This is a genomic window from Micromonospora sp. NPDC049049 (genome assembly GCF_040649115.1).
Classification (GTDB): Bacteria; Actinomycetota; Actinomycetes; order Mycobacteriales; family Micromonosporaceae; genus Micromonospora.
Genome location: NZ_JBEZEX010000001.1, coordinates 42,754 through 69,182, shown reverse-complemented (window position 1 = coordinate 69,182; position 26,429 = coordinate 42,754). Strand labels below are relative to the sequence as shown.

At 70.8% G+C, this 26,429-nt stretch carries 23 protein-coding genes and 1 tRNA gene; 15 read left to right on the top strand and 9 right to left on the bottom strand.

Annotated features, from left to right (window positions below):
• Positions 1–152 precede the first annotated feature (152 nt).
• Positions 153–2,582 (top strand): transglycosylase domain-containing protein, encoded by a 2,430-nt coding sequence (locus AB0B68_RS00315; RefSeq protein WP_357201237.1) that lies wholly within the window; start codon positions 153–155, stop codon positions 2,580–2,582.
• A gap of 114 nt (positions 2,583–2,696) precedes the next feature.
• Here the strand turns inward: AB0B68_RS00315 and AB0B68_RS00310 are convergent, their stop codons facing one another.
• Positions 2,697–3,152 (bottom strand): GatB/YqeY domain-containing protein, encoded by a 456-nt coding sequence (locus AB0B68_RS00310; RefSeq protein WP_355006005.1) that lies wholly within the window; start codon positions 3,150–3,152, stop codon positions 2,697–2,699.
• Positions 3,153–3,177: 25 nt separating this feature from the next.
• Between AB0B68_RS00310 and AB0B68_RS00305 the strand changes: the two genes are divergently transcribed.
• From AB0B68_RS00305 to AB0B68_RS00285, 5 genes are all read left to right on the top strand, one after another.
• Positions 3,178–4,071: a metallophosphoesterase gene (locus AB0B68_RS00305; RefSeq protein WP_357201240.1), complete on the top strand. Its 894-nt coding sequence runs from the start codon at positions 3,178–3,180 to the stop codon at positions 4,069–4,071.
• A gap of 295 nt (positions 4,072–4,366) precedes the next feature.
• Positions 4,367–4,443 (top strand) — tRNA-Pro (locus AB0B68_RS00300).
• A gap of 106 nt (positions 4,444–4,549) precedes the next feature.
• Positions 4,550–4,699 carry a hypothetical protein gene (locus AB0B68_RS00295; RefSeq protein WP_357201243.1) on the top strand — a complete coding sequence of 50 codons (150 nt, stop codon included), beginning with the start codon at positions 4,550–4,552 and terminating at the stop codon, positions 4,697–4,699.
• 80 nt (positions 4,700–4,779) lie between these two features.
• Positions 4,780–5,298 (top strand): SigE family RNA polymerase sigma factor, encoded by a 519-nt coding sequence (locus AB0B68_RS00290; RefSeq protein ID WP_357201246.1) that lies wholly within the window; start codon positions 4,780–4,782, stop codon positions 5,296–5,298.
• Entirely contained in the window at positions 5,295–6,743 is a 1,449-nt protein-coding gene (locus tag AB0B68_RS00285) for a hypothetical protein (RefSeq protein ID WP_357201249.1), read from the top strand. Before AB0B68_RS00290 ends, AB0B68_RS00285 begins: the two co-directional genes overlap by 4 nt.
• Before the next feature lie 91 nt (positions 6,744–6,834).
• Here AB0B68_RS00285 and AB0B68_RS00280 read toward each other — a convergent pair whose 3' ends face one another.
• Positions 6,835–7,308 (bottom strand): hypothetical protein, encoded by a 474-nt coding sequence (locus tag AB0B68_RS00280; protein WP_357201252.1) that lies wholly within the window; start codon positions 7,306–7,308, stop codon positions 6,835–6,837.
• 150 nt (positions 7,309–7,458) lie between these two features.
• Between AB0B68_RS00280 and AB0B68_RS00275 the strand changes: the two genes are divergently transcribed.
• The gene (locus AB0B68_RS00275; RefSeq protein WP_357257087.1) at positions 7,459–8,742 is read left to right on the top strand and encodes an MFS transporter; all 1,284 of its coding nucleotides are present in this window, start codon (positions 7,459–7,461) and stop codon (positions 8,740–8,742) included.
• 534 nt (positions 8,743–9,276) lie between these two features.
• On the opposite strand, the gene AB0B68_RS00270 is transcribed toward AB0B68_RS00275, so the two are convergent.
• A complete protein-coding gene (locus AB0B68_RS00270; protein WP_357257084.1) occupies positions 9,277–10,983 on the bottom strand; it encodes a bifunctional metallophosphatase/5'-nucleotidase in 1,707 nt (568 codons plus the stop codon).
• A gap of 279 nt (positions 10,984–11,262) precedes the next feature.
• Here AB0B68_RS00270 and AB0B68_RS00265 point away from each other — a divergent pair, with 279 nt between their 5' ends.
• Complete coding sequence (locus AB0B68_RS00265; protein ID WP_357201261.1) at positions 11,263–12,060, top strand: alpha/beta hydrolase; 798 nt, start codon at positions 11,263–11,265, stop codon at positions 12,058–12,060.
• A gap of 30 nt (positions 12,061–12,090) precedes the next feature.
• Here AB0B68_RS00265 and AB0B68_RS00260 read toward each other — a convergent pair whose 3' ends face one another.
• Both AB0B68_RS00260 and AB0B68_RS00255 read right to left on the bottom strand, forming a co-directional pair.
• On the bottom strand, positions 12,091–12,741 hold the full coding sequence (locus AB0B68_RS00260; protein ID WP_357257082.1) for a histone deacetylase: 651 nt from the start codon (positions 12,739–12,741) through the stop codon (positions 12,091–12,093).
• A gap of 12 nt (positions 12,742–12,753) precedes the next feature.
• Positions 12,754–13,533 (bottom strand): phosphodiesterase, encoded by a 780-nt coding sequence (locus tag AB0B68_RS00255; RefSeq protein WP_355006016.1) that lies wholly within the window; start codon positions 13,531–13,533, stop codon positions 12,754–12,756.
• 195 nt (positions 13,534–13,728) lie between these two features.
• On the opposite strand from AB0B68_RS00255, the gene AB0B68_RS00250 reads away from it, so the two are divergent.
• Complete coding sequence (locus tag AB0B68_RS00250; RefSeq protein ID WP_357257079.1) at positions 13,729–15,138, top strand: sensor domain-containing diguanylate cyclase; 1,410 nt, start codon at positions 13,729–13,731, stop codon at positions 15,136–15,138.
• Positions 15,139–15,436: 298 nt separating this feature from the next.
• Here the strand turns inward: AB0B68_RS00250 and AB0B68_RS00245 are convergent, their stop codons facing one another.
• Positions 15,437–16,498 carry an aspartate-semialdehyde dehydrogenase gene (locus AB0B68_RS00245; RefSeq protein WP_357257076.1) on the bottom strand — a complete coding sequence of 354 codons (1,062 nt, stop codon included), beginning with the start codon at positions 16,496–16,498 and terminating at the stop codon, positions 15,437–15,439.
• 5 nt (positions 16,499–16,503) lie between these two features.
• Entirely contained in the window at positions 16,504–17,769 is a 1,266-nt protein-coding gene (locus tag AB0B68_RS00240) for an aspartate kinase (protein ID WP_030489892.1), read from the bottom strand.
• A gap of 259 nt (positions 17,770–18,028) precedes the next feature.
• On the opposite strand from AB0B68_RS00240, the gene AB0B68_RS00235 reads away from it, so the two are divergent.
• Both AB0B68_RS00235 and AB0B68_RS00230 read left to right on the top strand, forming a co-directional pair.
• Positions 18,029–18,817 carry a hypothetical protein gene (locus AB0B68_RS00235; protein ID WP_357257073.1) on the top strand — a complete coding sequence of 263 codons (789 nt, stop codon included), beginning with the start codon at positions 18,029–18,031 and terminating at the stop codon, positions 18,815–18,817.
• 84 nt (positions 18,818–18,901) lie between these two features.
• A complete protein-coding gene (locus AB0B68_RS00230) occupies positions 18,902–19,432 on the top strand; it encodes a nitroreductase family protein (RefSeq protein WP_357257070.1) in 531 nt (176 codons plus the stop codon).
• A 13-nt stretch (positions 19,433–19,445) separates the two neighbouring features.
• On the opposite strand, the gene AB0B68_RS00225 is transcribed toward AB0B68_RS00230, so the two are convergent.
• Positions 19,446–20,432 (bottom strand): ArsR family transcriptional regulator, encoded by a 987-nt coding sequence (locus tag AB0B68_RS00225; RefSeq protein ID WP_357257067.1) that lies wholly within the window; start codon positions 20,430–20,432, stop codon positions 19,446–19,448.
• 76 nt (positions 20,433–20,508) lie between these two features.
• Between AB0B68_RS00225 and AB0B68_RS00220 the strand changes: the two genes are divergently transcribed.
• Positions 20,509–21,780 (top strand): MFS transporter, encoded by a 1,272-nt coding sequence (locus tag AB0B68_RS00220; protein ID WP_357204473.1) that lies wholly within the window; start codon positions 20,509–20,511, stop codon positions 21,778–21,780.
• 237 nt (positions 21,781–22,017) lie between these two features.
• Positions 22,018–23,769 carry a 2-isopropylmalate synthase gene (leuA, locus tag AB0B68_RS00215; RefSeq protein ID WP_357204475.1) on the top strand — a complete coding sequence of 584 codons (1,752 nt, stop codon included), beginning with the start codon at positions 22,018–22,020 and terminating at the stop codon, positions 23,767–23,769.
• 31 nt (positions 23,770–23,800) lie between these two features.
• On the opposite strand, the gene AB0B68_RS00210 is transcribed toward leuA, so the two are convergent.
• The gene (locus AB0B68_RS00210) at positions 23,801–25,294 is read right to left on the bottom strand and encodes an MFS transporter (RefSeq protein WP_357204477.1); all 1,494 of its coding nucleotides are present in this window, start codon (positions 25,292–25,294) and stop codon (positions 23,801–23,803) included.
• Between the two features lie 107 nt (positions 25,295–25,401).
• On the opposite strand from AB0B68_RS00210, the gene AB0B68_RS00205 reads away from it, so the two are divergent.
• Together AB0B68_RS00205 and AB0B68_RS00200 are read left to right on the top strand one after the other, a co-directional pair.
• Entirely contained in the window at positions 25,402–26,040 is a 639-nt protein-coding gene (locus AB0B68_RS00205; RefSeq protein ID WP_357204478.1) for an HNH endonuclease family protein, read from the top strand.
• A gap of 14 nt (positions 26,041–26,054) precedes the next feature.
• The gene (locus tag AB0B68_RS00200) at positions 26,055–26,423 is read left to right on the top strand and encodes a hypothetical protein (protein ID WP_357257064.1); all 369 of its coding nucleotides are present in this window, start codon (positions 26,055–26,057) and stop codon (positions 26,421–26,423) included.
• The last annotated feature ends 6 nt before the right edge of the window (positions 26,424–26,429 follow it).

The following is a 26,429-nucleotide window of genomic DNA, read 5'->3' as shown; positions in this document are numbered from 1 at the left end:
ACTGAATCGGAGGAGACTCACGCCAGGTCACACGCAACCAAGTAGCGGGGGTCGTGCGTTTAGCACAACGAGGGCAGCGCGCGCAGGAAATGGGGAAAGAACGCCCCAGCGCCCCTCGTTCCCTACTCGCGTACCCTGTCGAGGTGACCTGGATGCGGAAACGTGACCACAATGTGCTGACCAACGCCGCATCGCTACTCGTGTGTGGCCTGCTGGCCGGCGTGGTGGTCGCTGCGGCGGCCTTCCCCGCGGTAGCGATGTCCGGCCTGGCCGCGAAGGCCGGCGCCGAGACGTTCGGTGCCCTGCCCACGGAGCTGACGGTGGCCCGCGCGCCACAGATCAGCTACCTGATGGCATCGGACGGCAAGACCCCGCTCGCGACGATGTACGACGAGAACCGGCGGGACGTCAAGCTCGCCGACATCTCGCCGTTCATGCAGAAGGCCATCATCGCGGCCGAAGACCATGACTTCTACAAGCACAACGGCGTCGACATCAACGGTGTCGCCCGTGCGTTCGTCAACAACCAGAGCGAAGGCTCCGGCCGACAGGGCGCCTCGACGCTGACCATGCAGTACGTCCGGCTGGCCATCGCGTACTCGGCCACCCACCCGGCGGACGTCGTCGCGGCAACCGAGGACACCAGCGCCCGCAAGCTGCGCGAGATGCGGTTGGCCCTCCAGGTCGACAAGGAATTCTCCAAGGACGAGATCCTCACCCGCTACCTCAACCTCGCCTCGTTCGGCAACGGCGCGTACGGCATCTACGCCGCCAGCCAGGTCTACTTCGGTAAGCCGCCGAGCAAGCTGAAGATCGAGGAAGCGGCGTTGCTGGCCGGCATGGTCAAGGCGCCCACGACGAACGACCCGACCACCGAACTCGGCTACCCGCTCGCGCTGGATCGCCGCGACTACGTCATCCAGAACATGGTCGACATCAAGGCCATCACCCAGCAGGAGGCGGACGCCGCCAAGGCGACCAAGCTGGTGGTGAAGGACAAGCGCACCCCGAACGGCTGCGTCGCCGCCAACGTCAACAGCTGGGGCTTCTTCTGCGACTACTTCTACCGCTGGTGGATGGATCAGGAGACGTTCGGTTCGTCCAGGTACGACCGGGAGCGCCGGCTCAAGAGCGGTGGCTACACCGTCGTGACCTCGATCGACGTCCAGGCGCAGCGCGCCGCGGACAAGGCGGTCCGTAAGGCCAAGAGCGAGAACAGCAAGGAAGCCGCGATGGTCGCGGTCGTCGAGCCGGGCACCGGCCGGGTGCGGGCGCTCGCGGTCAACCGGCAGTTCAAGCTCGACGACCCGAAGAACCCGAAGAACAAGATCTCCAGCGATCCGGCGAAGAGCAAGAAGAAGATTCGGGGCAACTACCCGGCGACTGTCAACCCGCTGCTCACCGGTGGTGACGGCATCACCGGCTACCAGGCCGGGTCGACGTTCAAGATGTTCACCATCGTCGCGGCGCTGGAAAAGGGCATCCCGCTCAGCTACTCGATGAACGCGCCGAAGCAGTTCAAGTCGGAATACATCATCCGCCCTGGTCCGGCAGCCTGCCCGGGGACCAGTTTCTACTGCCCCACCAACTCGACCGAGAGCATGGCCGGCCCACACAACATGTGGACCGCGTTCGGTCGGTCGGTGAACACCTACTTCGTGCCGCTCCAACAGCAGGTTGGCGCCGAGAACGTGGTCAAGGCCGCCAAGCGGCTGGGCATCAACTTCCGGTCCGAGGAAGATCTGACTCTGGAGAAGGGCGCGCACCAGTGGGGCGCGTTCACCCTGGGCGTCTCGCAGACCACCCCGCTGGACCTGGCCAACGCCTACGCCACCCTGGCCGCGGACGGCAAGTACTGCGAACCGATCCCGGTGCAGGAGATCCGCGACCCGGAGGGCAACAAGCTGGACATCGCCAACCCGCGCTGCGAGAAGCGGTTCAGCACCGAGGTGGCCCGCGCCGCCGTGGACGCGGCCCGGTGCCCGGTCGGTGACAAGTCGTCGTCGTCCCGGTGCGCGGGAGCGACCGCCGGAAACGTGCGCGGCGACGTCGGTTACCCGGTGGCCGGCAAGTCCGGAACCACCGACTCGGAGAAGACCGCCGCGCTGGTCGCGATGACCAAGCAGTACGCGGTCGCCGGCATCATGGCCGACCCGGACTGGCCGCAGACCAACGTGCAGATGAAGCACGCGGAGAAGGACGGCATCAACCCGCCGGTCTGGGAGACGCTGCGGGACGCGATGAAGGGCAAGCCGAAGGTTGACTTCGACGCGCCGGGTCAGAAGATCTCCCAGGGTGACCAGCGCAGCATCCCCGACGTCAAGTGCGTTTCAGTGGACACCGCGAAGTCCCGGCTGAAGGGCGCCGGCTTCGAACCGGTCGTCTCCAGCGCCAAGGTGCCGTCCTCCTGCAAGGCGGGCGAAGCGGCCGGCACCAGCCCGGACGGACGCACGATCAAGGGTGGCGTGGTCACCATCGAGGTCAGCAGCGGTGGCGGCACGCCGGGCAACACCGGCGGCACTCCGGGCGGTCAGCCCGGCGGTCAGCCCGGGGGCCGACCCGGTGGTCGCCCCGGCGGCTGAACCGACGGGTAGGACACAACGGGCGGGCACCCTTCAGGGGTGCCCGCCCGTTTCGTCTGTCCGGACCGGCGGGCGGCTACGAAACGTCCTGCCGCCCGCTGACCCTGCCGGAAGTCAGAGACCGAGCTGTCGGCGTACCTCGGCGGCCACCCGACCACCCTCGGCCTGGCCGGCCACCGCGGCCTGGGCCGCCTTCATCGCCGGGCCCATCTGGGACTTGCCGGTGAAGCCGCCCGCGGCGAGCGCCCCCGACACCAGCTCGGTCAGCTCGGCGTCCGAGAGCTGCTTGGGCAGGTAGCGGTCCAACACCTCGCCCTCGGCGCTCTCCTTCGCGGCCTGCTCGGCGCGCCCGGCGTCGGCGAAGGCGGTGGCCGCCTCCCGACGCTTCTTGGCTTCCTTGGTCAACACCGCGAGCACCTCGTCATCGGTGAGCTCGCGCTTGGCCTTACCGGCGACCTCGGCGGTGCCGACGGCGGCCAGGGCCATCCGCAGCGTGGAGGTGGTCAGCTCGTCGCGCGCCTTGAGCGCGGTACGCATGTCGGCAGTGAGGCGGTCCTTCAGCGTGCTCATGGACGGTCAAACTACCCTGAACGCCATGCGAAAGCGCACACTATTCCGGCTCGCCGCCGGAACCGCCACGATCGGCGCGGCCACCCTCGCGTACGCGTCGCTCGTCGAGCGCAACATGTTCACCCTGCGGCGGTACGACGTGCCGGTGCTCCCGGCCGACGCGGAGCCGCTGCGCGTGCTGCACCTGTCGGACCTGCACATGATGCCCGACCAGGCGCGCAAGCAGCGCTGGGTGGCATCGCTGGCCGCCCTCGACCCCGACCTGGTGGTGGTCACCGGCGACAACATGGCGCACCCTGGCGCGGTGCCCGGGGTGCTGCGGGCCCTGCAACCACTGCTGGACTACCCGGGCGCGTTCGTGTTCGGCTCCAACGACTACACCGGGCCGGTGCTGAAGAACCCCTTCACCTACTTCCTGCCCAACCGGGAGTACACCGAGGGCGTCGAGCTGCCGTACGAGGAGTTGCGTCAGGTCTTCACCGGCGCCGGCTGGGCGGACCTCAACAACGCCCGGACCATGCTGAAGGCCGGCGGTCGACAGCTCGACCTGGTCGGCGTCGACGACCCGCACATCGACCGGGACGACTACCCCTCCGTTGCCGGCGCGGTGTCGTCCTCGGCGGACCTCTCCATCGCGGTGACGCACTCACCCGAGCCACGGGTGCTCGACCAGATGGCGGCGGACGGCTTCGGGCTGCTGCTGGCCGGGCACACCCACGGCGGTCAGGTCTGCGTACCGGGCTACGGGGCGCTCGTGACCAACTGCGGCCTGCCCCGCTCGATGGCGCGCGGCCTGCACCGGTGGCCGGGCTCGGACTCCTGGCTGCACGTCTCCGCCGGCCTCGGCACCCACCCGACCGCCCCGATCCGCTTCGCCTGCCCCCCGGAGGCCAGCATCCTGACCCTCATCCCCCGCTAACCGCCGCGCCGCGCTGCCGCCGCGCCGCGCTGCCGCCCGGCCGCGCTGCCGCCGCGCCGCGCTGCCGCCGCGCCGCGCTGCCGCCCGGCCGCGCTGCCGCCCGGCGGCTCGGCCGCTTCGCCTCTTCGCGGCTTCAAGATTCGCGCACCATCAGGGATGTTGCTGGCTCGGCGCGTCGTGAGGCAGCAACATCCCGGAAGTTGTGCGGATCTTGGCCTCTCCGGGCAGGGTCAGGGCGGCGGGGGTACCGAGTTTGACCATCGGGGCGGGTGGGCTACTATTTGTCGGCACGCCTCGGGGTGTGGCGCAGCTTGGTAGCGCGCTTCGTTCGGGACGAAGAGGTCGTCGGTTCGAATCCGGCCACCCCGACCAGAGGTAAAAGGCCAGGTGAGATCTTCTCTCACCTGGCCTTTTTGTGTGCCCCGGCAAGCCCTCTCGACCGATTCCCGCGCTACGGCCGCTTGGCTAGCGTCCGCGTATGACCCACCCTCAGACGCCTGCGCCGTGGATCCAGCCCGACGGCACGGCAGGGGCGGCCCTGGCGGCCGGTGTGGTCGCGGTCACCGGGGTCGTCGCGACGATCGTGTTCCTGGTCTGGGTTTCAACGACCGGGAGTACCAACCCGTAGCGACAGGTAACCGGGCTCTCGCCTTCAACCTTTCGACCCTCGTCGGAGTCGTGAGAGGTAACCAATCAAGGCGGGGGCTCATGGCAGTTGACGACGAGCATTTTCGAGAGTTCGTCGAGACGCGCTACGTGGATCTCTTGCGCATGGCGTACCACCTCACCGGCTCGGCCCAGGATGCCGAGGACCTGGTGCAGGCTGCGCTGGTGAAGGTGATGCGTCGGTGGCGGCGGATCGACGATCCGATGGCCTACCTGCGGCGAGTCATGATCAACCAGCACATCAGCGTCTGGCGCCGCCACCGGATGCACGAGGTGGTGACGGCCTTCTTTCCCGAGCGGCCCACCCGGGACATGACCGAGACGGTTGCCGAACGGCGCGCTCTCTACCAGGCGATGCGGGAGCTGACACCTCGTACCCGTGCGGTGATCGTGCTTCGGTACGTGGTCGACCTGCCGGAGGCGGAGGTCGCGGCCGCTCTCGGCTGCTCTGTCGGGTCGGTCAAGAGTCGCGCATCACGAGGCTTGGCTCGCCTGCGTCTGACGCTGGCAGCGGATCCAGCACCGACCGGGACGACGAAGATGACGGGGGTGGCACCATGACTGTCGACGATGAGCTGAGCCGGGCCCTCGCCGAGTTGAGCAGGACGCTGACCCCGCAGCCGGACCCGTACGGCCGAGCGAGAGCGCGATTCCGACGGAGCCGGCAGCGACGCCTCGGCGGGCTGGGTCTGGCCCTCGTGGTCTCCGTGGGGAGCACGGCCTTCGCCATCGCCAGCCCGGGCCGGACCACGCAGCCACCACCGGCGCACCCGTCCGAGTCCATCGCACCCGTCCTTGCGTGGTCGGACCGACTCCTCCAGTCGCCGCCGCGCGGTGCCGTCGCCGGGGACGACAGCTACGTCCGTCAGCTCTCTGAACAGTTGATGGCCGCCCAACGCCGGGGCGAATTCTCCCGCTTGAAGGTGCCGGTGAGCGGGGTGAGGGTCCTCTTCGCCGACGACGTGGACGACCACCGGATCGCGCTCGCCGCCTTCGTCCGGAACCAACCCGATCCGGTCACCGGCTGGCCGAGCGCCGCTGTGTGGCTGGTCGCCGACAAAGGTGCCAGCGCCCGGGAACTGGCCGGCACCGCCGCCATCCGGTCGGTCAGCGACGCCCTGGAACCCTACGAGAGCCTGGCCGTGGACGGTCCGGAGGCGGCACACGTGGCGATCGCCCCGGCCGGATGTGTCTTCCTCAGCTCACCGTTGCCCGACGGCGACACCTTCCGGTGGGCCCTGGAGCCGACCGGGTCCTACCTGGTCCGTACGGCGAAGACCCACCGGCCCGAGTGGTGGCGGGTCGACTGCGGCGCGGTGACCCGCCAGATTGCGCCCGGACCAGGTTCGTTGGCCCCCAAGCCGATCACCGACGCTCAGCTCTCAACGGCGATGTCCCGCGTACGCGGCAGTGTGGAGCAGCAACGCGCCCGGGAGTTGACGTACCAGTGGGCCCAGTCAGAGGGTTACCGCCTGACCGCCCTTCCGAGCGTGGTGTGGGGCGGGCACGTTGCTGGCCTCCCTACCGGTCCGGCCGACACGTCGCCGGCCGCCGGAGAGCCGTCGGTGCAGGACGGCCAGGTGACGGTCCTGGCTGCGCCCAATGTGGGCGGCGGCTGGGTCGGTGAGGTGTCGATCGCCCCCGATCAGCCACGGGCCGACGGCGTGCTCAGCACTGGCACCTCGTTCACCGCTACGGCCGACCCGACCGATCCCGACAGCGTGCTGGCCGTGTCCATCGACGATGACGACGGCGGTGGCGAGGGTCAGCAGTTCCTGCTCGTGGTGACGCCGGCAGCCGCCACCACGGTGCGCGTCCTGCGCGACGGGCAGGAGGTGGCGAGGAGCGCCGTCAGCGGCTCCGGGACGGCCATGCAGGTGCCCCGCCCCACCGCGGGCCTTGTCGTGGAGGCGCTCGACGCGTCCGGCGGGACGATTGCCAGCGGTCAGGTGTCCAAGCAGGGCACCCGGCGGACAGCCGAGACCGACACCTGGAACCAGGAGTGACGCGTCCGAGTCGACCGCCGGCACGGTGACGCCTACCGGACACCTCGCCAACAGCCTCCATCGGTGCGCTCAGTCCTGCCGTGCGGTGCGCCTAGTCCTGCCGTTCGGTGCGCTCGATCTCTGCGAACGCGGCGGCCAGGTAGTCGTCCAACGGCACGCTGGTCGCCGTCAACAAGTCGGCCACCAGCAGCGGAGCGTGTCGGGCCAGCGCCGCCGCGTCCGGCGGTGACTCGTCGCTGTCGGGGTCGTACACGCCCAACGCGCCGGCCAGCAGGACGAGCACCACGTGCGGGTCGACGTCCGTTCGCCACCGCGTCGACTCCTGCACGCAGCGGGTCAACACCTGGCGGATGTCGTCGCCGGTCAACCCGTCCGGATGGCTCTCCTCCAGCAGCAAACGGACCACGGCACCGAGCACCAGGCCGGAACGCTCGTCCGCGGCGAGACCGCCGACCGCTTCGTCGTACGCCTGACCGTCGCGTGCCTGGACGGCGGCGACGGCCGTCGACGCGGTCAACGCGATGGCGCGGGCGGTAGCGGGCAGATGTCGCCAGGTGCCGGTCATCGCGCCAGCATCGCAGACCCGACGGACACCGACCGACCGCGATCACAGCGAGTGGATCAACGTGGGATTGGTCACCGAGTGGTCCCGGTGACCACGAGTCGTGGCCAAAACGGTTCGCGCGGCGTCAGACCCACCGAACAGAATGCCGGCATGCTGCGTCGTGCCCTGCCCCGCCGTTCGGAAGCTCGCCGGATCCTCCTCGGCACACTGCTGTCGGCGATCGGGCGGGGTCTGACCCTGCCGTTCCTGTTCATCTACCTGACCGACGTACGCGGGCTCACCGACACCCGCGCCGGGCTCGTCATCGGCTGGTACGGCGTGGTCACCCTGGCCCTGTCGCCGCTGGGCGGGACGCTGATCGACCGGATCGGCGCCCGCCGGGTGGTGGTGCCCTGCCTGGTGATCGAGGCAATCGGCACCGGCTCGTTGGCGCTGGTCCACTCGACCGGCTCGGCCCTGCTGGTGATGACGGTGGTCGCCATCGGCAGCTCGGCGATCTGGTCCGGGCAGAACACCATCCTCGCGTCGCTGACCGACGACGATGAACGGCAACGCGTCTTCGGGTTGAACTTCGCCCTGCTCAACCTCGGCATCGGCATCGGGGGCATGACCTCCGGCGCGATCGTCGACACCGCCCGGCCCGGCACCTTCCAGGCGCTCTACCTGCTGGACGCGGTGACGTACCTGATGCCGGCGCTGATCCTGCTCACCCTGCCCGGTGTGGGCCACCGACTCGGCAAACGTCGAGGCGTCGACGAACCGTCGCCCGGCGGCTACCTGACGGTGCTCCGCGACCGCCCGTTCCGACGGCTGGTGATCTTCGGGCTGATCCTCACCACCTGCGGCTACGCGCAGGTGGAGGTGGGCTTCGCCGCGTACGCGGTGCGCGTGGCGGAGGTGAACCCCCGGGTCGTGGCCTGGGCACTCGCGGCCAACACGGTGATGATCGTGCTCGCGCAGCTGGTGGTCATCCGCCGGATCGAGGGGCGCAGCCGCACCCGGGCGTTGGCCGTGGTGGGTGCGGTGTTCGCCGCCGCCTGGTTGGCCCTCGGCGTGGCCGGCCTGGTCAGTGCCGAGAACGCCGTGCTGGCCGCCCTGTGCGTGGTGCTCTGCTCGGCGATCTTCGGCTTCGGCGAGACGATGCTGTCCCCGGTGATGCCCGCACTGACCAACGCGCTGGCCACCGACGAGCTGCGCGGCCGGTACAACGCCATGAGTTCGATGATCTTCGGAATCAGCGGTGTGATCGGCCCAGTGACCGCCGGACCACTCATCGGCGCCGCCAACGGCATGGTCTGGGTGGCGACGGTGGTCGGCGGCTGCCTGGTCGCCTCGCTGGTCGCGCTCTCCCTGCGCCGGCTGCTCACCGCGGAGCAGGACGGTCTGGCGACGACCACCCCGGTAACCCCCACCCCCACGCCCGCCTCCGCCTGACCCCCAACGCCCCCTCCTCCGACGCCGTCGCGCCGCCCGCGACAAACCCCGCTCTGACCTCACCAAGCACGCCGCTCCGCCCCGCCGTGCGCTGAGCACCCCGCACCCTGCTCCGCCCCGCCGAGCGCCGCCCCGCCGTGCACCAAGATCCGCACAACTTCCCGGAAGTTGGCGCCTCGGGCGCGCCGGAGACAGCAACTTCGGAGAAGTTGCGCGGATCTACCTGATTGAACCCGCCAAATGATCTTGTCGCAGACCAAGATCGCGCTCAATCCTGGATGTGGTGGTATCCCGCCGCACCGATGCCACTACATCCATGTTCGAGCGCGATCTTGCCTCAAAGGGCGTGCGCGAGCAGCGCGGCGAAGGCAGCCCGGGGGCAGCCCGGGGGCGGCGCGGGGGCGGCGCGGGCAGCGCGGGCGGGCAGACGGGCGGGCAGACGGGCGGGCAACCACAAGCGCGGCCTCGCGGGGGCTGGGACGGGTCGGGCCCCGGAGCTGGTGCTCCGGGGCCCGATGTCGCGGAAGTCGGCCGTCAGGCGGCGGGGACCTCGGCGGTGGTGCGGATGCGGTCCAGCGTCGGCGCGGAGACCGGCGACTGGGCGGTCAAATAGTCGACGAAGGCGTCCAGGTCGATCTGGCCGGTGACCAGGTTCGTGCCGCCGGTGAGGGCGCTGAAGCCGTCGCCTCCGCCGGCCAGGAAGTTGTTCACCGTCACCCGGTAGGTGGCGGCGGTGTCGACGGCGGTGCCGCCGAGGGTGAGGCTGCCCCGGACCACACGGGTGCCGGCGCACGGGTCGGCGACCGTGCCGGTGGTGCCGTTCGGGTCGACCACGTAGCCCACTGTGGCCGACGGGTACAGGGTCCGACCGGTGACGAACTGCTGCTCCAGTACGCAGTAGAGCTGCTGACCGGTGAGGTCCAGTGTCACCAGGTTGTTGGCGAACGGCTGCACCGTGAACGCCTCCTCGTAGGTGACCGGGCCGGCGTCGAGGTCGGCTCGGACCCCGCCCGGGTTCATGAAGGCGGCGACGGCGTTCTGTTCGTCGTCGGTGGCGGCGAGCTGCGCGTCGGCGATCAGGTTGCCCAGTGGCGATTCGCCTAGACTCGTACCGAAGAGGGTTTCCTGGCTCCGGGTGATCGCCTGGCTGGTCACGCCGACCTGGCGTCCGGCGACCGGGCCGAGCACTGTCTTGTACCGGTTGATCAGCGCGGTCTGCCTCGGGTCCTTGGCGACGTCGCGGGTGACCACGACGTTGTTCGCGGCGGCGGAGACCACGTCTCCGCTCCGGCGATCGATCTTCAGGTCGATGTCGGTGACCAGGCGACCGAACGAGCTGGCGCTGGTGACCAGCTTGCCGTTGATGTCGCAGTTGTACGCCTGGTGGGTGTGCCCGCTGACCACTACGTCGATCGACGGGTCCATCCGGTTGGTGATGTCCACGATGGGGCCGGTCATGCCGACGCAGTCGTTGATCCCGCCGGTCGCGGCCTGAGTGCCGCCCTCGTGCAGCAGGACGACGATCGCCTGTACGCCCTTGCGGCGCAGCTCGCGTGCGTACCGGTTGGCGGTGTCCGCCTCGTCGGCGAAGCTGAGGCCGGCGACGCCCTGCTGGCTGACGATCTGCGGGGTGCCTTCCAGGGTCATCCCGATGAAGCCGACCTTGACGCCCTGCACCTTGTGGATCGCGTACGGCGCCATCAGCGGCTTGCCGGTGGCGGTCTTGAAGGCGTTCGCGGACAGGTACTGGAAGCCGGCTCCCCGGTAGGGGGTGCCGTCGATGCAGCCGTCCACCGGGTGGCAGCCGCCGTTCTGGATCCGCAGGAGCTCGGCGGCTCCCTCGTCGAACTCGTGGTTGCCGACGCTGGCGTAGTCCAGCCCGGCCATGCTCAGCGCCTCGATGGTCGGCTCGTCGTGGAACGCGGCCGAGAGCAGCGGGGACGCACCGATCAGGTCGCCGGCGGCGACGGTGATGGTGTTCTTCTTCTTGGCTGCGGCGCGCAGCTCGGCAAGGTGGGTGGCCAGGAACTCGACGCCACCAGCGGTCTGCCCGGCGATGGTGCCGCTGGACCCGCTCGGCGGTTCGAGGTTGCCGTGGAAGTCGTTGAGGGCTAGCAGGGTGACGTCGACCGGCTTCGGCCGCGCGTCGGCTTGTTCAGGGCTGGTGGCGACCGCGCCGAAAGCGGCCACCGCGAGCGCGGTCAGGCCGACAGCGGCCCGACGCATCCCGGGTATGAACATGGGTCTCCTCGTGAGAATCGGCGCGTACGGTGCCTGGCCTCTGGGTCGACCGGGGCCGCCGACGGACGCCGTCGAAGGGGTCGCGGATGACGGTGGTTGAGCATGGCCCCCGCCCCGACAGCCTCTCATCCGGACGCCCACCGGTCGACCCGGGCAGCGCATCGGAGCAGCGCGTACGCGGAGGCCGTTATCGATCATCGTTTAACGCGGTCTGCCGGACAACGTCAGACCCAGGGTCTAGAAAGGACAGGGCAGCCTACGAGGAATGGGGACGGCATCGTGAGCGGAACGACACCCGTGGCGGAGCAGGTGCGATCGGTCGACGGCACGCCCATCGCGTTCGAGCGGTCCGGTGCCGGGCCGGCGGTCGTCCTCGTCGGGGGCGCGTTCAGCGATCGCGGCGCGACCCGCGACCTGGGTGCCGCGTTGGCACCGGATTTCACCGTCTTCAGCTATGACCGTCGCGGTCGGGGCTACAGCGGTGACACCGCGCCGTACGAGGTCGGCCGCGAGATCGACGACCTGGCCGCCCTGATCGCGGCGGCGGGTGGTTCCGCCGCCGTCTACGGCATCTCCTCCGGAGCCGTCCTGGCCGCCCTCGCCACCGCACAGGGTCTACCGGTGACCAGGTTGGTCATGTTCGAGCCACCGTTCCGGGTCGGTCCGCACGTGGGCGTCGGCAAGGACATCACACCGCAGCTCATCGAGCTGATCGCCGCCGACGACCGGGACGGCGCGGTGGAGATCTTCCTCAGCGCCTCGGTGGGGCTGCCGGCCGAGCAGATCAGCGGGATGCGGTCGCAACCGATGTGGGGTGGGCTGACGGCGATCGCGCACACCCTGGTGTACGACGCGATCGTCACGGCTGGCGGGCGACTCCCCGCCGACCGGCTGGCGACCATCACCGCGCCGACCCTCGCAGTGGACAGCACCGGCAGTCCACAGTGGTTGCGGGACGCGAGTCGGGCGGCGGCCGAGGCCGTGCCGGGCGGCCGGTCAGTGAGCCTCGACGGCGGTTACCACGACGTGCCCCCGACGACGCTGGCACCCGCGCTGCGCGAGTTCCTGCTTGGTTGACCGGCGCCCGCGGAGGCGCGAGCCGACGGGTCAGCCGTCGGCCAGCGCCTTGTCGACCACTGAAGTGACGGCGTCCGCTGGCCAGGCGCCCGCCACGCCCGGCCGGGCGGCCAGGTAGGTGGCGATCCGCTCGGGGGGCCAGCCGTGCGACTCGCGCAGCCCTCGGGCGATCATGCCGAGGTAGATCGGCGCGGGAGGTCGGCACGGCACGGCTGACGCCCCCTCGGGGGCGGTGAAGGTGAGCATCGGAACACCGTCGCGGCTGCCCGGGCAGATCAGCGTCTCGTACCGCCCCGGGCCGAGCGTGGCCCGTCCGTTGGCGACGGCGGCGTCGATGGCCGCGCCGGTCGCCGGGATCAGCTCGGTCGTGTCGCCCGGCGGGCGGTACATCTCCTGGGCCGCGATGTCGGTGAACTGCTCCAGGGTGACCAGGTAGGCGCGGGCCGCGGCCTCGCCCGGCAGGTGCGGGTCGTAGAAGGCCATGCCGCCGGTCCAGGCACCGGACTCGCCGGCGAAGTAGATGCCGCCGGGCAGCGACACGGGCGTCGACCGGCTGGGTGGGCGCCGGTCGCGGCAGCCCGGGTACGTCCGCTTTCCGCCGGGCGGGCAGCCGCCACCGATGTACCAGGCCAGCCGGGCGGCGTGCATGTTCGAGCCGTACGAGACGTACCAGGCCAGCACGACGTAGCCCCTTCAGAAGCCGCAGGTCTGCCCGGTGGAGTGGCTGACCTGCACGGTGTGGGTCACGCAGCCGCCAGACTCGACCGAGTGCAGCAGGAAGGCGGTGGGCTCGTGGACCCAACCGATCTGCTCGTCGGCGCTCATGGTGAGCGTGCTCTGCTTCCAGGTGCTGGGGGCCACGGTGAGGACCGTGCCCGCGTACGCCGTGGTGACCGGGCGGTGCAGGTGGCCGGCGGCGACCCGGACGACGTGCCGGTGCCGGCCGATGACCTCGGCGAGGGCATCACCGTCGGCGAGCCGGATGGTGTCCGCCACCGGGATGCCGACCGCGACCGGTGGATGGTGCAGGAAGAGCACGGCGGGCACCTCGGGCCGCCCGGCCAGCACCCCGTCGAGCCAGCTGAGCTGCTCCTCGCCGAGTTGGCCGCCGTCGCTGCCGGGGACGAGCGAGTCGAGCACCACGACCGACACCGCTTCGTGGTCGACGTGGTAGTAGGCCGAGAAGCCGCCGCCGAGCCACGGCGTGCCCCCGAACGCGTCGAGCAGCGACTCCCGGTCGTCATGGTTACCGGTGGCCAGGTGCACCGGCAGCGGGAATGCGCCGATCACCTCGCGCAGCGCCGCGTACTCCTCGGGTTTCCCGTGGTCGGCCAGGTCGCCGGTGATCACCACGCATTCCGGGCGGGGTCGCAACGCCAGCACCCGACCGAGCGCCCGGTGCAGCCCGGCGGCGGGTTCCGCGGCGAGCAGGCCGGTGGTCAGGTGCGGGTCACTGAGCTGGGCGATGAGCACGGGCTCGCCTCCTCGACGCCGGGGTGCTTCAGGCTATCGCCGGGCGCGGCATCCCGGGGGCAGCCGTCCACAGGCCGCGTCCACAGCCTGTGGATAGCACGTGTGTACGAAGGTCGCTGGCCCGCCACCGTGAGTACGCTTGATCGAGCGGTTCGGCGTCAGCCGGACCCCTCCCCTACCTGGAACGACGTGCGAGTGGATCATCAGCGAGTCATCCGTGACGTCACCGTCCGCCTGCCGATGGCGTCGAGCACACCGGAGGCGTGTCGGTGGACGGTCACCGCACTGTCCCGCCACACCCCGGCGACCATCTCCGTACTCCTCGCGGCCCACGACCGTCTGCGCTGCGTAGCGGCGACCGGGGCCTGGCAGGTCTTCGCCACGGTTCCGGCACGGACCGGCATCGTCGGCCGGGTGTACGCGACCGGCGTCCCCGCCGTCGTCCCGGACGTCACAGTCGACCCGGACTACCTCCCGGTCCGCCCGGACGTGATCGCCGAGCTGTGCGTACCGGTGCTGGACCCGACGGGCCGGGCGATCGGCGTACTCGACCTTCAGTGGAGCGAACCGACGGACCTGGAGCCGTGGCGGGAGACCGCGCAGCGGCTGGCCGACGGGCTCGGTGCGCGGATCGCCGCCCTCGGTGGCCCACCGGTGGAGAGCCGCAGCGAGAAGCTGCTCCGGCACGCGTCCGCGCTCTCCTCCGCGCCGACCGAGGGAGAGGTGATGGGGGCGGCGGCCCGCGCCGCCCGGGAGGTCTCCACGCTCTCCACCGCACTGCTGTTGATCGGCGGCCAGCTCGGCCCGTCCCCGGCGACGCCGAGCGACCTGGAGACCCGGATCCGCGCCGAACTGGCCGCGGCGGGTCCTGCCGCCCTGGACCGGATGGTCGAGCGGGCGCACCGGTACGGCGCCGGCTACACGCTGGGCGAGGCCGGGCATCCGCCGACCGAGGACTACCGCCCGCTGACCCGGGCGGGGGTACGCACACTGGTCGCCGTGCCGGTCGGGCCCACGGACGCCGGTGGGGTGCTGCTGGTCGCCGACGAACGCGCACTGCGCCCGGACCCGACCACGGTCAGCCTGATGGAGTTGCTCGCCGGGCAGGCCTGGACGAGCGTGGACCGGCTGCGCACGCTGTCCCAGCTGCGGGAGCAGGCAAGCTCCGACCCGCTGACCGGGTTGCAGCACACCGGCCCGTTCGGGCAGCGGATCGCTGCGGCCACCCCCGGGCGCACGGCCCTGCTGGCGATCGACGTGGACGGCTTCAAGACCGTGAACGACACGTACGGCCACCAGGCCGGTGACCGGGTGCTGGTCGGGTTGGCCCGGGCGCTGGAGGGGGCGCTGCGGCACGGCGACGAGTTGTACCGGATCGGCGGCGACGAGTTCGTCGCGGTGATCGAGGTGAGCCGCCCGGAGGAGGCGGTCCGGATCGCCGAACGGCTCACCGAGGCGGCCCGCCGCATCGGCCGCACGATCAGCGTGGGCGTCGCACTACCCCGCCCCGGCGAAACCCCCGACCGCACCTTGAAGCGAGCCGACCAGGCCCTCTACGCGGTCAAACGCCAAGGCCGAGACGGCGTCCTCCTCTCCGCCGCCTAACCCCAAGCCCACGCCCACGCGCCGGCGATCTTGCACTTTTGGTTGTCGTTTTGTCGCTCTAGTCTGATATGCCGCCACAGAAACTGCAAGATCGCCGCAGCGGAGGACACCCCGAGCCTCAAGACCAGATCGATCATGGACTTGGGGTGGGCGCTTTAGCCCCAGAAGGGGTGAACGCCCCCACCACAAGTCCATGATCGACGCGGGTCAGAGGGCAGGGCCGCGGGAGGGGGCAACCGCGCTGCGGTGCAGGACCGGCGCAGGGAGCCAGCGGGGCGGGGCAGGGAGGCAGCGGGGGTTAGAGGGTGCGGAGTTCTTTGGCCAGGAGTTCGGCGATCTGGGCCGTGTTGAGGGCCGCACCCTTGCGGAGGTTGTCGCCGGTGACGAAGAAGTCGAGGGCGCGGGGGTCGTCCAGGGCGCGGCGGATCCGGCCGACCCAGGACGGGTCGGTGCCGACGGCGTCGATCGGCATCGGGAACTCCCCGGCCGCGGGGTCGTCGACCAGGATCACCCCGGGTGCGTTGCGCAGTGCCTCGCGGGCACCCTCGGCGTCGACCTCGGTGGCGAAGACCGCGTGCACCGCTACCGAGTGGGCGGTGACCACCGGCACCCGGACGCAGGTGGCGGAGACCTTGAGGTCGGGGAGGCCGAGGATCTTCCGCGACTCGTTGCGGATCTTCATCTCTTCCGATGACCAGCCGCTGTCCGCCGGGGAGCCGGCCCACGGGACCACGTTGAGCGCCATGGGTGCCGGGAATGGGCCCAGGTCGTCGCCGACCGCCTGGCGTACGTCGCCGGTGCGCGAGCCGAGCGCCCGGTCGCCGGCGACCTTGGTGAGTTGGTCGTGCAGGATGTCGACGCCGGACTGACCGGCTCCGGAGACCGCCTGGTAGGAGGCGAGCACCAGCTCGCGGAGGCCGTACTCGCGGTGCAGCGGCGCGACGGCGACGATCATCGCGAGGGTGGTGCAGTTGGCGTTGGCGATGATGCCCCGGGGCCGGTTGCGGACCTGCTCGGGGTTGATCTCCGGAACGACCAGCGGGACGTCGCGGTCCATCCGGAACGCGCCGGAGTTGTCGACAGCGATCGCGCCGCGGGCGACGGCGATCGGTGCCCACTCGGCGGAGACCTCGTCGGGCACGTCGAACATGGCCACCTGGACCCCGTCGAACGCTTCGGGGGTCAGCGCCTGGACGACGAGTTCCTCGCCCCGGCAGCGCACCCGGCGGCCGACGGAGCGCTCGGAGGCGAGCAGCCGGATCTCGCCCCAGACGTTGCGTCGCCCGGTGAGCAGCTCACACATCACCGTGCCGACGGCACCTGTCGCTCCGACCACGGCGAGGGTGGGCAGCGCCGTCATCGGCGCTACCTACCCGTCCCCGCGTAGACCACGGCTTCGGTGTCGCCGCCCAGCTCGAACGCGTCGTGGATGGCGCGGACGGCGGCGTCGAGGTCGGTGTCCCGGCAGACCACGGAGACCCGGATCTCGGAGGTGGAGATCATCTCGATGTTGACCCCGGCCGCGCCGAGGGCGGCGAAGAAGCCGGCGGCCACCCCGGGGTGCGAGCGCATGCCCGCGCCGATCAGCGAGACCTTGCCGACGTGGTCGTCGTAGAGCAGGCCCTTGAACTTGACCGGCTCCTGGATCTTGCTGAGCGCGGCCATCGCGGTGGGGCCGTCGGCCTTGGGCAGGGTGAACGAGATGTCCGTCCGGCCGGTGCCCTCGGTGGAGACGTTCTGCACGATCATGTCGATGTTGATCTCGGCGCCGGCGACGGTGTCGAAGATCCGCGCGGCGGCACCCGGCTCGTCGGGCACCCCGACGATCGTGATCTTGGCCTCGCTGCGGTCGTGCGCGACCCCGGTGATCAGTGCCTGCTCCACGGAAAGGTCCTCCATCGATCCGGTGACCATCGTGCCGGTGTTGGTCGAGTATGACGAACGGACGTGGATCGGCAACCCCGCCCGCCGGGCGTACTCCACGCTACGCAGGTGCAGCACCTTCGCGCCGCACGCGGCCAGCTCCAACATCTCCTCGTAGGTGATGTGCTGGATGTGTCGGGCGTTGGGCACGATCCGAGGGTCGGCGGTGAAGATGCCGTCCACGTCGGTGTAGATCTCGCAGACGTCGGCGTGCAGGGCGGCGGCGAGCGCCACGGCGGTGGTGTCCGAACCACCGCGACCCAGCGTGGTGACGTCCTTGGTGTCCTGCGAGACGCCCTGGAAGCCGGCCACGATGACCACCGAACCCTCGTCGAGGGCTCCCTTGAGCCGCCCGGGGGTGACGTCGATGATCCGGGCGCGGCCGTGCACCGAGGTGGTGATCACGCCGGCCTGCGAACCGGTGAACGAGCGGGCTTCGTACCCCAGGTTGTGGATGGCCATGGCCAGCAGGGCCATGGAGATCCGCTCCCCGGCGGTGAGCAGCATGTCCAGCTCGCGGCCCGGCGGCAGCGGGCTGACCTGGTTGGCCAGGTCGAGCAGCTCGTCGGTGGTGTCACCCATCGCGGAGACCACCACCACCACGTCGTCGCCGGCCTTGCGGGCGGCGACGATGCGCTCGGCCACCCGCTTGATCCGCTCGGCGTTGGCGACGGAGGACCCGCCGTACTTCTGCACCACGAGTGCCACGACGGTGCACTCCCTCCCAGCGACCCTGAGCGTGCCGACGCCGCCGGAACCGGGGCCGGCGGCGCGTGTCAGACCTCATGAGGGTATCCGGCGGATAACGAAGCCGGGTCAGGTGATCCCACCATCCGGCCCGGCCGGGACCGGCCGGGGCGGTCCCACCAGGTCGGATGGGTACGCCGGGCCGCCCCGCCCGACACGCCGGGACGGGCCAGGTACGCGCCGGCACCCGCCAACCGCCCGCACCCACCAGAATGGGCCGGTGCCCGTCCTCATCCGCTCGGCCGGCCGCGTGATCGGGCCGCTCGTCCTCGCCCTGCCAGCCCTCCTGGTCGCCTGCACCAGCGAGCAGCCTCCGCCTCCGCCGCCAGCCGACCCGGGGCCGGTCGAGGTGGACGCAGCACGGGACGAGCTGGCCGCGCTGGCCGCGGCGGCTCAGGACCGTCACCTGGTGGCCCAGTACGTCTACAGCCAGACGGGTCAATCGGATCGCACCATCGTGTTCACCAGCGCGAACGACGGCAGCTGGCGGGTGGACGTGCCGGGTGGCGCCCTGGGCGGCACCGCCGACGTCTCGATGGCCAGCACGGCCGACGGGCTGTTCCAGTGCGCCCTGCCGTCGGCCGGTCGGGCCGAGTCGGCGAGTTGCGTACGCCTGGGTGATCGCGACGACGCGGTTCCACGCCGGTCGGACCCCCGGGTCCAGCACCTGCTCACCGACTGGCTGGACGTGCTCACCGACCGACGCGCGCCCCTGGCCGTTGCCCCAGCCAGGACGCCCGACGGCCTCACCGGCACCTGCTACTCGGTGGATTCCACCTCGGCGTCGCTGAACGCCCCGCTGGATGTGGGCATCTACTGCTACGACCAGGACGGCACACCCACCGGCGTCCAGACCGGGGCCGGGACGCTGAGGCTGGCCGCCGCACCCGGCCCGGCACCGGCCACCGTGCAGCTGGCCGGCCCGGTGGTGATCGACCGGGAGCCGCTCGACACCGCCGCGCCGCCGACCCCGGACCCGCCGGAGAGCCCGGGCCCGGGAACGCCTTGATCTTCGTCCCGTTACGGGTGCTCTTGCCCACATTCAGCCACCCCATCCTGATGGGCGAATCACCCATAAGGGACGATCCGGTGTATGGCCGATCTCACCCCGCTGCTCGCCTACCGCTGGAGTCCACGAGCCTTCGACCCGAGCGCCGAGCTGACCCCGGAGGAGTCCGCCTCGCTGCTTGAGGCCGCGCGCTGGGCCCCGTCGGCGGAGAACGGGCAGCCCTGGCGGTTCGCCCTCGGCCACCGCGACGACGAGACCTGGAAACGGATCCTGATCAGCCTCCCGGTCGACGACCAGATCTGGATCCGGCACGCCGCGACCCTGGTGGTCGGCGCCCACACCGGCCTGAACACCGAGCAGGCGGCGTACGACCTGGGGCAGGCGATCGCCCACCTGACAGTGCAGGCCACAGCGCTCGGCCTGCACGTACACCAGCTCACCCGGTTCGACCGGGCCGGCCTCGCCACCGAACTCGACCTGCCCGGCGATGTCCGCCCGTTGGTGGTCGCCGCCGTCGGACGACTCGGCAACCCGTTCGACCTCCCGGCCGACCTGCACGCCCGGGAGACCGGCCTGCGGCACCGCCACCCGGTCGCCGAGCTGCTGCTGCGTTGATCGGGCGCTGGGCTCACTCGCCCCGGCTGGCCCGGAGCAGGACCGCCGCGGCATCGGTGTTGCGATAGCGCACGTGCCGGCCCTCGCGGAACCGGGACACCAGGCCGGCGCCGTGCAACGCGGCCAGGTGCTGGGAGACGTTTCCGGCGGACATCCCGGTGAGTCGGGCCAGGTCGGTGGTGGTCAGCGCCGTCTCGAGCAGGCACAGCAGCGTGGTCCGGCCCGGCCCGATCACCCGTGCCAGCGGGTCGCCGGGCGGCGACGCGGTCGCCTCCCAGAGCGTCCCGACGGCACGGACCGGGTACGCGCCGGCCGGCAGCGAATCCTCGAGCAGGTTCCACAGCACGTGCTGCTCGGTGAACACCGTCGGGTTCAGCGCCAGCCCACGACCGCGGAGGTCGAAGTCCCGCTCGAACGTGTCGTCGCTGATCACCCGGTCGCCGTGCCAGCGCAGGCTCGGGTGGAGGTGCTCGAAGAACTGGCCGGCGCCGCTCTCGGCGAGCTGGGCGGCCCGATACGCCACGTCGGCGTCGAGCAGCGCCCGCATCCGCGGCCAGTCCGGGGCGATCGCCTCGTCGTACCAGACCCGCACCGCGTCGACGACCTGCGGCAGCAGCCCGCCGGGGTCGGCGAGCAGCGCCCGCCCGAACGGGCTCAGCGGCTTCTGCCAGGTGGTCGCCAGCAGGTCCTGGACCACCACGGCCGGCGGCGTCGCGGCGATCTGGTCGAGCTGCTCGGCCATCTCCACGTTCGGTCGGGCCGCCGGGGTGAGGAAGTCGGGCAGCCAGCGACCCGGCACGACCAACCCCACCAGAGGCCGGACCCGGTCGGCCACTTCGGGACGATGCAACGTCACCCGGGCCCGGTCGATCCAGGGCAGGTGCACCGCGTAGCGGACCGGGTTGGCCAGCGCCCACATGCTCATGACCGTCTCGTTGACCGGTGACACGGCGAGCCGCACTCCCGCCACGTCGGCCAGGCTGAACCGCAACTCGGACACACGCCCCCCAGGAGCAGGATTCGGTCCAGCCTAAAAGATTCGACCGAGGTCATGGGACCCGCTTCACTCCCCGGACATGGGGACCAGAGAAACCATCCGTACCGCCGTTCGAGACGTCGTACCGCCAGCCGGGCTGACCCGCGCCCTGGCCGTGCAGGCCATGGTCTACGCCGTCGGGAGCGGCCTGTTCCACGCCGGCAGCGCCGTCTTCTTCACCCGGGCGCTCGGGCTCAGCGCCGCCCAGGTGGGGTTGGGGCTCTCCATCGCCGCGGGGGTGACGCTGCTGGGCACGGTGTCGCTGGGTGGGCTCACCGACCGGTACGGACCGCAGCGGGTCTGGGTGGTGGGGCTGGTGCTGAACGCGGCGCTGTTCGCGACCTACCCCTTCGTGGGTGGCTTCGCGGGGTTTCTCGCCGTGGTGGTGGCGCTGGCAGCCGTGGACGGCGCTGTCGGCGTGGCCCGGCAGGTCTACTCGATCAACGCGCTCGCGCCGGCCGAACGGGTCACGGCGATGGCGTACCAGCGCTCGTCGCTGAACGTCGGCTTCGGGCTCGGCGCGGTGATCAGCGGCCTGGTGCTGGCGGTGGACACGATCGAGGCGTACCGCGGGATGGTCTGGTTCATCTCGACGGTCTTCCTGGTGACGGCTCTCTTCGTGCGCCGACTGCCTCGACTGCCGCAGGTGCGGAGGTCGGTGGAGCCGACGAGTCGGCTCGCCGTGCTGCGGGACCGCCCGTTCATGACGGTGTCCCTGCTCTCCGGGCTGCTCACCGCACACCAGGCGCTCTACCTCACGGTCATGCCGCTCTGGATCCTCACCCACACCGACGCCCCGAAGACGGTCATCGCCGCTCTGGTGCTGCTCAATACGGTCCTGGTCGTGCTGCTCCAGGTACGTGTGAGCCGGGGCGCGGACACTGCGGCGGGCGCGGCCCGGGCCTCCCGTCGGGGTGGACTGCTGATCGCCCTGTTCTGTCTGGTCCTGCCGATTTCCGGGTTCACCCGGGGCTGGCTCACCATCGTGGTGCTGGTGACCGCGGCGACGGTACTCATCCTGGCCGAGCTGATCGAGTCGGCCGGCACCTGGGGGCTCACCGCCACCCTGCCACCGGCCAACCAGCGCGGCGCGTACGTGGGGGCGCTCGAACTCGGCGTGCAGGTGCAGTACCTGATCGCGCCGGCCGGACTGACCGCGCTCGGCGTGACCACCGGCGGGTGGGGTTGGTTACCGACGGCAGCGATCTTCGTGCTGGTCGGGCTGGTGATCGTGCCTGCGGTGGCCTGGGCCGGACGCACGCCGCGGCTGGGCGCCGAGGCCGCAGCGCCGGCCATGACCCCGGTCCCATAGTCCGGACCTGTCTTTCCACCCACCGTTCCATCACGTAGGGTGACTTGGTCATGTGGCAGGCGCTGCTCCTCCTTAGCCGCCGCGACGAGGCCTGACCGGCCGGCACCTCGTCGCGGAGTTGCATCGCGCCGTCCAGCACATCCGATTTTCTTCTCGGCACCGCCGCGCACCGTCGCCCGGCATCTCGCCGACACCTTCCGATCTGCTGACGCCACATGTTCCAGGGAGCACTCCGAGATGGCTCAACCTGTCACCGACGCTGAAACCGATCCGATCGCCCGGCAACGCCCGAGCCGGATGCCGTACCACCGCTACCAGCCGTACGGGGAGCAGTTCCGGGTCGAACTCCCGGACCGCACCTGGCCCACCCGCACCGTCGAGGCCGCCCCCCGCTGGTGCGCCGTGGATCTCCGCGACGGCAACCAGGCACTGATCGACCCGATGTCGCCCGAGCGCAAGCGCCGGATGTTCCAGCTGCTGGTGCAGATGGGCTACAAGGAGATCGAAGTCGGTTTCCCGTCGGCCAGCCAGACCGACTTCGACTTCGTCCGGCAGCTCATCGAAGACGACATGATCCCGGACGACGTCACCATCCAGGTGCTCACGCAGTGCCGGGAGCACCTGATCGACCGGACGTTCGAGTCGCTGCGCGGCGCGAAGCGGGCCATCGTGCACTTCTACAACTCGACCTCCACCCTCCAGCGGCGGGTGGTCTTCGGCCTGGACAGGGACGGCATCGCCGACATCGCCACCACCGGGGCGCGGCTCTGCCAGAAGTACGCCGAGATCCACACCCCGGACACGGAGATCTTCTACGAGTACTCGCCGGAGTCGTACACGGGCACCGAGCTGGAGTACGCGCTGGAAGTCTGCTCCCGGGTGATCGACGTGATCGACCCGACCCCGGACCGACCGCTGATCATCAACCTGCCGGCCACCGTCGAGATGGCCACCCCCAACGTGTACGCCGACTCGATCGAGTGGATGCACAGGCACCTGCCGCGCCGGGACAGCGTGGTGTTGAGCCTGCACCCGCACAACGACCGGGGCACCGGTGTGGCCGCCGCCGAGCTGGGCCTGCTCGCCGGCGCGGACCGCATCGAGGGCTGCCTGTTCGGCAACGGTGAGCGCACCGGCAACGTCGACCTGGTGACCCTGGGGCTCAACATCTTCTCCCAGGGCATCGACCCGATGATCGACTTCTCGAACATCGACGAGGTGCGGCGAGCGGTTGAATACTGCAACCAACTGCCGGTGCACGAGCGCCACCCGTACGCGGGCGACCTGGTCTACACCGCCTTCTCCGGTTCCCACCAGGACGCGATCAAGAAGGGCTTCGACGCCCTCGCCGCCGACGCGAAGGCGGCCGGTGTGCCGGTGGACGAGCACACCTGGGCGGTGCCGTACCTGCCGATCGACCCGAAGGACCTGGGCCGCACCTACGAGGCGGTCATCCGGGTCAACTCGCAGTCCGGCAAGGGCGGCGTCGCGTACATCATGAAGAGCGAGCACCAACTGGACCTGCCGCGCCGGCTCCAGATCGAGTTCTCCGGGGTGGTGCAGCAGGTCACCGACCACGACGGCGGCGAGGTCGACCCGGCCGCCATGTGGGAGATCTTCGCGACGCACTACCTGCTCGACCACCAGCCCGACCCGGCGGTTCGGCTGGCCGGCTACACGATCGGCACGGTGGACGGCAAGGTCGAGATCGAGGCCCAGGTCGGTGTGGGCGGCGAGCAGCGCTCGCTCGCCGCGGTCGGCAACGGCCCGATCGACGCGTACGTCAACGCGCTCCAGTCGGTCGGGGTGGGCGTACGGGTGCTCGACTACCACGAGCACGCGCTCTCCTCCGGTGGTGACGCGCAGGCCGCCGCGTACGTGGAGTGTGAGGTGGACGGCACGACGGTCTGGGGTGTCGGCACCGACGCCAACATCGTCACCGCGTCGATCAAGGCGGTCACCAGCGCCGTCAACCGCGCCCGCCGCTGACCTAGGCGCGCGACACCCCCGAAGTGGCTTCCTACTTCGGGGGTGTCGCGGCGGGCATTGAGTGGCAGGGCTGGGACGGCGGGGCTTTCCGGGGCGGTCGGTGGACCAGCACGAGGGCCAGCAGCGCGCCGGCCACGAGCAGCCCCGCACACCACTCCATCGCGCCCCGGAACGCGTCGGTCAGCTCGGCCTTCTGCTCGTACCCGCCGCCGGAGAGCCCGACCAGCAGCGGTAGCGCCGCCACCGCGAGCAGGCCGCCGGCGCGGGATGCGGCGTTGTTGAACCCGCTGGCCACCCCGGAGAACCGGTCCTGCACGGCGGCCAGCACCGACGCGGTGAGCGGTGCCACCACCAGGGTCAGCCCGATGCCGAAGAGCAGCACCCCGGGCAGCACGTCCCGCCAGTACGACGCGCCCGGTCCGACGCCGCGCAGCAGCAGCAGGCCGACCGCGGCGACCACCGGTCCGATGGCCAGCGGCAGTCGTGGGCCGATCCGGGCGGACAGCGCACCGGCGCGCGCGGAGCCGACCAGCAGCAGCAGGGTCATCGGCAGCAACGCGATGCCGGTGCGGAAGGCCGACCAGCCGACCACGTTCTGAAGGTAGACGGCGAAGAAGAAGGTGAAGCCGCCGAGCGCCGCGTAGACGATGACGGTGAAGATGTTCAGCACCGAGAAGAGTCGGCTGCTGAACAGGCCGGTGGGCAGCATCGCGGTGTCGCCACGCCGCCGTTCCAGCAGGACGAAGGCCACTGCGGAGAGCACCCCGACCAGGGCGGCGATCAGCACCTCGGCGGAGTCGAACCCGCGGGCCGGCGCGTCGATCAGGGCGTAGGTGACGCCGGCGAGCGCGAGCGCTCCGAGAAGGGCTCCGGCGACGTCGAACCGTCGTCGGGTCCGACCCCGCTCCTCGGTGCGGGAGGCACTCTCGTCCCGGCTCTCCGGCACCCAGCGCAGGGCGGCCAGCAGCACGAGCACGGCGATCGGCAGGTTGAGGAAGAAGATCCAGCGCCAGGAGAGCGCGTCGATCAGCCAGCCCCCGATGAACGGCCCCAGCGCGGTGGAGACCCCGGACAGCCCGGCCCAGGCACCGATCGCCCGACCCCGGTCGTCGGGATGGAAGCTCGCCTGGAGCACCGACAGCGACCCGGGCGTGAGCAGCGCGCCACCGGCGCCCTGGAGGAACCGGGCGGCGATCAGCATGCCGGTGTCCTGGGCCAGCCCACAGAGCACGGAGGCGGCGGTGAACCAGACCACGCCGATGAGGAATATGCGTCGCCGGCCGAAGCGGTCGCCCAGCGCGCCGCCGAGCAGCACGAACGCCGCCAGCATCAGCAGGTAGCCGTTGATGGTCCACTGGAGATCGGCCACGTTCGCGCCGAGGTCCTGCCCAAGTTTCGGCAGTGCCACGTTGACGACGGTGCTGTCGAGGAAGACCATTCCAGAGGCGAGTACGGCGGCGAGCAGCGTGCCCCGGCCGGCGGTGGTGCCCATCCGGAGGGCGGTCGCCGGTACGGGTGCGGTCATCCCACCAATCTGCCTTGCATCATGTGGGAGACGCCACGAAACGCCGAAACCGTGCCCGGGTACTGTGCGCAATCGCCGGGAGCCCCCAAGCTGGAGAGGTGTCGTCTGTGCGTACCAGATCAGGACCGCGAGCGGCGGTGGCCGTGCTCACCGCGGCGCTGGCGCTCGGCGTGGCCGGTTGCGTCCCGCAGGATGAACCGACCACACCGCCGTCGAGCGACGGCGGCAACGCCGCTGAGCAGCTGAGTCAGCTGACCGTCGCTACCGCCGGCTCGATGAAGGGCTACAGCCGGGAGCGTTTCCCGCATTGGCGGGACACCGGCAAGAACTGCGATATCCGGGACAGCATCCTCCAGCGCGACGGCAAGGATGTGAAGCTCTCGGGCTGCAACGTGGTCGGTGGGCGCTGGGAGAGCGTGTACGACGGTCGCAGCTTCTCGGATCCCTCCGACGTGGACATCGACCACATGGTGCCGTTGGCCAACGCGTGGCGCTCGGGCGCTGACGAGTGGGACAACGCGAAGCGCGGCGATTTCGCCAACGACACCACCCGTCCGCAGCTTTTCGCGGTTTCCGCCTCGTCCAACCGGGCAAAGGGTGACCAGGACCCGTCGCAGTGGAAACCGGCAGACCGGTCTTACTGGTGCAAATACGCCCAGGACTGGGTGACGGTCAAGCACTACTGGAAGCTGACGGTGACCAGCGCCGAGAAGGCCGCCCTGACCGACATGTTGGAGGGCTGTTGAGTGGGGAGCGATTCGTGACCGCCGCCGAGGAGAGCGGCCCGTCCGCCGCCGGCATGACCGCGGACGGCGCCGCCGAGACTCCCGCTGCCGTGCCGGGTGCCGGCATGGTCGCGGATTCGAGCGGGGTGGCCGGCCCGCAGAGCCGCACCACCGACATCGTGCCCGGCCCCGGCGGCGTGATGACCGACGAGGTCGGCGTCGTCACCGGGGACCTGACGCTGCGCACCGAGTACGCGGACGGCAAGGTGACCCTGCGGGTGCAGTACAAGGACGCGGACGAGTGGTATGCGGTGACCGGCACGTCGGTCACGCTTGCCGACCCGGCTGGGCTGGACGCGGTGCACGGCGTCGCGGTGGGGCTGCTGAACCGCCCCGAGGGCTGACGACCG